At 42.0% G+C, this 6,236-nt stretch carries 7 protein-coding genes; 4 read left to right on the top strand and 3 right to left on the bottom strand.

All coding sequences use genetic code 11. The features are described from left to right. Both nrdE and nrdF read left to right on the top strand, forming a co-directional pair. Window positions 1–2,022, top strand: a 2,022-nt coding sequence (gene nrdE, locus AB6C75_RS22455) for a class 1b ribonucleoside-diphosphate reductase subunit alpha (protein WP_372109328.1), incomplete at its 5' end; no start/stop codon positions are given. Between the two features lie 16 nt (window positions 2,023–2,038). Next, a complete protein-coding gene (nrdF, locus tag AB6C75_RS22460; protein WP_371702680.1) occupies window positions 2,039–3,010 on the top strand; it encodes a class 1b ribonucleoside-diphosphate reductase subunit beta in 972 nt (323 codons plus the stop codon). Between the two features lie 93 nt (window positions 3,011–3,103). Here the strand turns inward: nrdF and AB6C75_RS22465 are convergent, their stop codons facing one another. Next, a complete protein-coding gene (locus AB6C75_RS22465; RefSeq protein ID WP_017097344.1) occupies window positions 3,104–3,523 on the bottom strand; it encodes a BLUF domain-containing protein in 420 nt (139 codons plus the stop codon). A 212-nt stretch (window positions 3,524–3,735) separates the two neighbouring features. Next, entirely contained in the window at window positions 3,736–3,927 is a 192-nt protein-coding gene (locus tag AB6C75_RS22470; RefSeq protein ID WP_009847119.1) for a hypothetical protein, read from the bottom strand. 482 nt (window positions 3,928–4,409) lie between these two features. Between AB6C75_RS22470 and AB6C75_RS22475 the strand changes: the two genes are divergently transcribed. Both AB6C75_RS22475 and AB6C75_RS22480 read left to right on the top strand, forming a co-directional pair. Continuing rightward, entirely contained in the window at window positions 4,410–4,805 is a 396-nt protein-coding gene (locus tag AB6C75_RS22475; RefSeq protein WP_029222999.1) for a DUF3465 domain-containing protein, read from the top strand. A gap of 130 nt (window positions 4,806–4,935) precedes the next feature. Next, complete coding sequence (locus AB6C75_RS22480; RefSeq protein WP_009847116.1) at window positions 4,936–5,226, top strand: hypothetical protein; 291 nt, start codon at window positions 4,936–4,938, stop codon at window positions 5,224–5,226. 57 nt (window positions 5,227–5,283) lie between these two features. Here AB6C75_RS22480 and AB6C75_RS22485 read toward each other — a convergent pair. Continuing rightward, a partial coding sequence (locus AB6C75_RS22485) for a cytochrome P450 (RefSeq protein WP_372109331.1) occupies window positions 5,284–6,236 on the bottom strand: 953 nt, incomplete at its 5' end.

The raw sequence follows: 6,236 nt of genomic DNA on the forward strand, positions 1-6,236 counted from the left end.
CTTAGAGGGCGTCACCCAATAAGCCTCCGGCTCCGCCGGAGGTCATTTAACTTAGACGAGAAGATCGACTATTTGCTCAGAGAGGGATATTACGAGGCTCAAGTTATTGATCAATATGATCGCAGTTTTCTTCATCAAATCTGGGCAAACGCCTATCAAGCCAAATTTCGATTCCGAACGTTCTTAGGTGCTTATAAGTTTTTTACTTCCTATGCACTGAAAACTCGTGATGGTAAGCGATATTTAGAAAGGTTCGAAGACCGAGTGGTTATGACTGCACTGTTACTGGCTCGTGGTGACTGTGAATTTGCACTGGCACTAATGGAAGAAATCATTCATCAGCGCTTTCAACCGGCTACGCCCACTTTTATTAACTCCGGCAAAAAGAGCCGTGGTGAATTGATCTCCTGCTTTTTGTTGAGAATTGAAGACAATATGGAGAGCATCGGTCGTGCGATTAACTCATCGTTGCAACTCTCACGTCGTGGCGGTGGTGTTGCTTTACTTCTGACGAATTTAAGAGAGCAAGGTGCGCCTATTAAGGGGATCTTAAATCAAAGTTCAGGTGTCGTCCCCGTGATGAAATTGCTTGAAGACAGTTTCTCGTATGCAAACCAATTGGGGTCTAGGCAAGGCGCCGGCGCTGTCTATCTCAATGTTCATCATCCAGACATCATGCAATTTCTTGATACAAAAAGAGAAAATGCCGATGAGAAAATTCGGATTAAGACCTTGAGCCTTGGTGTTGTCATTCCCGATATTACTCTGGAATTAGCCAAGCAAAACAAAGATATGTACTTGTTTTCTCCTCATGATGTTGAGCGAGTGTATGGCGTATCTTTCTCTGAAATTAGCGTGACGGAGAAGTACCATGAAATGGTGGACGACCCGAGGATCCGCAAAGGGAAAATGAGTGCAAGAGGGCTTTTCCAAACACTTGCCGAGATCCAATTTGAGTCGGGCTATCCATACATTATGTTCGAAGATACGGTTAATCAGGCTAACCCCATTCAGGGGCGTGTAAATATGTCTAACTTGTGTTCTGAAATATTGCAGGTCAACGAGGCGTCAAATTATGATGATGACTTGAACTATAGTCATGTCGGGCGAGATATTTCGTGCAATTTAGGCTCGATCAACATTGCCAAAGCCTTGGATGGAGGTCGACTATCTCAAACCGTTGATACCGCAATTCGAGCATTAAATGCAGTGTCAGAGATGAGCGCAATCAACAGTGTTCCTTCGATAAGAAATGGCAACGATGAAAGTCATGCTATCGGTTTAGGTCAGATGAACTTGCATGGGTTTTTGGCTAGAGAACGCATTCACTATGATTCACCTGAGGCCATTGATTTCACCAGCAGTTATTTTGCCTGTGTTTTATATCACTGTCTCGTGGCTTCCAATAAGTTGGCACAAGAGAAAAAGAGTACGTTCAAAGGGTTCGAAGAGTCTAGTTACAGTGATGGGGCTTTCTTTGACAAATATTTGCAGCAGGATTTCTCGCCAAAATTGGACGTGGTCCAAGATCTCTTTAGCCGTTTAGATATACGAATACCCACAGTGTCTGAGTGGAGCGAATTGAAACAACTCGTCATGAGCTCAGGGCTATACAACCGATACTTGCAGGCCATTCCTCCTACAGGCTCAATTAGCTATATCAACGACTCTACCGCTTCTATTCATCCCGTTACCGCTAAAGTGGAGATAAGAAAAGAGGGTAAAATTGGGCGAGTTTACTTCCCTGCGCCGTATTTGAATAACTCCAATTTAGAGTACTTCCGTGATGCCTTTTCCATAGGCCCTAAGGCAATAATCGATGTCTATGCGGCGGCCACTGAACATGTTGATCAAGGCCTTTCATTAACTTTGTTTTTTGACGATGAGGTAACGACGAGAGATATCAACAAAGCTCAGATCTACGCATGGAAAAAGAAAATTAAAACGCTTTACTACATCCGAATGCGACAGAAAGCATTAGAAGGTACTCAAGTTGAAGGGTGCGTGTCGTGCTCACTGTAATAAAGGGATAAACGCAATGAAAAAGATGGAATCCGGCCCCGTTCAAGCGATTAACTGGAATCGTATGATTGATGGTAAAGATCTAGAGATTTGGAATCGCCTGACGGTTAATTTTTGGCTGCCTGAAAAGGTACCTTTATCCAATGATATTCAAACATGGAAGCAACTAACTGAAGAAGAGCAAACGCTAACGATTAGAGTTTTTACCGGTTTAACGTTACTCGACACGATTCAGAATACGGTGGGTGCGCCAGCCTTGATGGAAGATGCGAGAACGCCTCATGAAGAAGCGGTATTAACCAACATCGCGTTTATGGAGGCAGTTCATGCTCGTAGCTACTCTTCTGTATTCTCAACTTTGTGTACTACGCCGCAAATTGATGAAGCGTTTCGCTGGGCTGAAGAGAACCCTCTGTTACAGAAAAAAGCACAGATTATCCTCGACGATTATTTGGCTGAAGGCGACCCGCTAAAGAAAAAAGTGGCCAGTGTTTTTCTAGAGAGTTTCTTATTCTATTCTGGGTTTTATCTACCCATGCATTGGTCGAGTCGGGCAAAACTGACCAATACAGCGGATTTGATCCGTCTGATTATTCGTGATGAGGCGATTCATGGTTACTACATTGGATATAAATTCCAACTTGCTTACCAATCTCTTAATGAGGAAGAACAGGCGAGAGTTAAGGATGAAGCTTATTCATTAATGTTCTCTCTTTATGAAATCGAAACACAATATACCGAATCGCTTTATGATCCTGTTGGCTTAACTGAAGATGTTAAGCACTTCCTACATTATAACGCTAACAAAGCGTTGATGAATTTGGGGTTTGAAGCACTGTTCCCTGATGAACTCTGTCAGGTTAACCCTGCTATCATGGCCGCCCTGTCGCCCAATGCTGACGAAAATCATGACTTCTTTTCTGGTTCAGGATCTTCTTATGTCATAGGTAAAGCTGTCGCTACCGAAGACGATGACTGGGATTTTTGAACGAATAGCCCGAGTATGAACTCGGGCTTGAAAGAGGATTACTTACCCTTGAATCGACATCATCGTTCTAAGGCTTGCCGTTTGAAAATTAGGTCACTCAGACGGCAGATTTTGCTTTAACTCTAAAAGCATTTTATAAGCACTTTCGCCAGACATTTCGTATGGGTTAAATTGATCCGAAGTCGAAAATTGTAAGTTCAACAGTTCAGTCAAATTAGACTGCGGAATGTCTCCCATCGACCAATCTCCAAACTCTCGACAATCAACTTCCTTAAAATACAGTATGGTCACTCTCTCGTGCCGCTTATCGTTTAGGATGTGATTGTAGGTATGGTTTACCGCCTCCCTAGAACCTTCAATGCATTGAAGAAAGTACTTTTGATTATGACTGAGAAGCCCTGTTAGATGGCTCTGCCGATTGTGGTCTCGTGAGATAGTGAGTATTTCATCCAGTGCTTTGGAATCACAACATTCGGAAAGTGTGCTGACATAAATTAACCGAGTTAGGAACATAGGCATCATTTCGAATTTTTGTTCAAAGGGTATTAATAAATATAAGCCAAGCTCATGGAATTGCGAGTTATTGGCCTAATTGTCACTCGGTGGCTTTTGGAAGAGAAGAGGATGGGGATGAAGTAGCAAAGGACAGCTAGCAAGATGCGCTAAAATGAGCCGAATGTTGTTCATTCTATCATTCTAGCGACCTACTTACATCGAGTCTCTCGTTAGTCGTTGAGAACCGAAATCGATTCGACGTTGGAAGATGCATCGAATCGTACATTGACCAATACGCTTTCACGTTCGAAAGTCACATCATCAAAATCAGTGGCTGCGATTTTAAATCCATTCCTTGCGAATAAACTGGTCACTGTTGTTCGTTGTTTCTGTTCCATGGCGCTTGTCAGTAGTTCGTTCATTGTGATCTCCATTAAGTAACCGTGTGCATAGTGTAAGCGTACAGGGTCTACGTTATGAGTTCAATTGCTTAATCAATAAGCTGTGTTGATGAGTTCAATTGAATGATTTTGGCATTCCAAAATGTGATGAATAAGAGGGTAGATGGTCGTATTACCTATGATAAGTATTGTGTAATGTGACCACCGTTCAGTATACTTTTGGGTAGGGATTTATTTAAAAAATTCAATGTAATAAGTGGTTACAAAACACAGGGGTTCGCATCGATTTGTGGAGAGTCAGTCACCTAATGAAGCTTCTTTTTATTGAAATGTTGAATGTCAAAGTAGTGTTGTACTACGCATTTGAATCCAAGAGTAATTATTAAATAAGTTTGATTTTAATGAATCGTTAGTTGCGGTGCTTCTGCTATTTTTGTTGCAATGAATACTTAGTGAGTAGCCTAAATAAATAATTAATATGGGAAACGAAAGCAATGAAGGGAATGAAAAAGTTTATTACTCTATTTTTGGTATTGCTCTGCTTTGGTGTCAGCCATGTTCAGGCCAATGATGCGCGACTTAAGCAAGCTTACCAAAATCACCAAAGTGATGTTCAAGTACGTGGCTCGGGTTTAGTTTCACGATTACTTCCAGACGATAATAAAGGCTCTCGACATCAGAAGTTTATCTTAAGGCTCGACAGCGGACAAACTTTGCTGGTGGCACATAATATTGATTTAGCTCCTCGTATTCAGGGATTGAGAAAGGGCGATAGAGTTGAATTTTATGGAGAGTATGAATGGAACAAGAAAGGTGGCGTGATGCACTGGACTCACAAAGACCCTCGGAATCACCATGCTCATGGCTGGCTGAAGCACAATGGAAAAATATACGAGTAGACGACACTTGGCATGGCATATCTGCCATTGAAGAGCATCGTAGAAGAGTGTTAGATATAGGCGGTGGAAAGCATGTTTCTCACAGGGCTTTGTTGCAATTTTTTTTTGTAATTTAATAATTTGAGGCTCTATGATTGAAGTGAATTATTTAGTTCAAGTCGTTAGTATTCCTGATGATCTCATTGAAGCATCACAGAAAGCGGGTTCAGACTTGTATATGACCTATAAGCTTTATCAGCTGCTTGTACAGTCTAATCTTTTGTGGCGAGTTTGGTATATCGATGAATTTGGCAAAGTTTGGCTTGAAGTCAATTTGGTTAATGATGTGGGGGACCCAGAATTTCATACGATAGCTTTAGATCAAGGTACTTATCTGAAAATAGACACGGAATGTTATGAAGTGTTGGATGAGTTGAAATAGACGAAAAGAGCCGATGGTTCGGCTCTATCATTGGCTCTCGATAGGTCTATTTGTAAGCTAGCTTCGCTTGGTTATTTTTACATTAAACCCAACGGGAGACATCGTGAACGCAAACTGTTCAATCACCGTTTCAGGGGCTTGTTGTGGCTCAATGCTGAATTCTTTAAACAATGTATGAAAGGCGAGTTTTATTTCCATCATGGCCAATGAGCGCCCAGGACATAGCCTTGCACCGCCACCAAATGGCTGAAGGTTGGAGAACGAAGCGCCATCTTTTTCTATCCAACGATTCGGGTTAAACGTGGTTGGGTCTTCAAATAAATCAGCATCAAAACCATTCGCATGTAGCATCACAAAAACAGGCGTGCCTTTTTTTACTTCGATGTCACCAATCTGAGTGTCTCGTGTGGGTTCCAAATAAAGTTGTGGCGCTACCGGTTTTAATCGCATCGCTTCATACATCACCGCTGTCATATAAGGTGTTCGAGGAAGCGGCCATTCTAAGACCTTTCTCTTCCCTAGGGCGTCAAGTTCATCTTGTAAGGCCAACTCACTACTGCGATTGCCGCTGACTAAGAATGCCATCCATGCCAGTGTATTCGCTGTGGTATCTTCACCTGCTAATAGAAGGGTAATAGCATTTGCAACAATATCTTGGTCAGTTAATGAGGAATCTTGTTCTTGTTCCAATAACATGATTTGCAGCATGTTCTCTGGTGAGTCTTTAAGGGCTGGTTCGTGAACCAGACGAGCGCGTTGTTTTTCAATACACCCATAAACGAAATGCCCTATGTCTTCCAAACTGGTATCAAACAGCTTGTCTTTTTTCGTTTTGAAAAAACGCCACAATGGAATTGGAGAACTACAGCGTTGATTTATTACCGGAAATACGTTTTGTAAGCTTTTACTTAGTGGCACAGTTGTTTGTTCTATAGAGTTAAAGTCTTCCCCGAACGCTAGGGCGTGTTGATCTTTGCTGTACATTTCGCGTTCAACAATACATCGGTAGC

It is taken from the genome of Vibrio sp. 10N.237.312.B06 (assembly GCF_041464685.1).
GTDB classification, from domain to species: Bacteria; Pseudomonadota; Gammaproteobacteria; order Enterobacterales; family Vibrionaceae; genus Vibrio; species Vibrio tasmaniensis_A.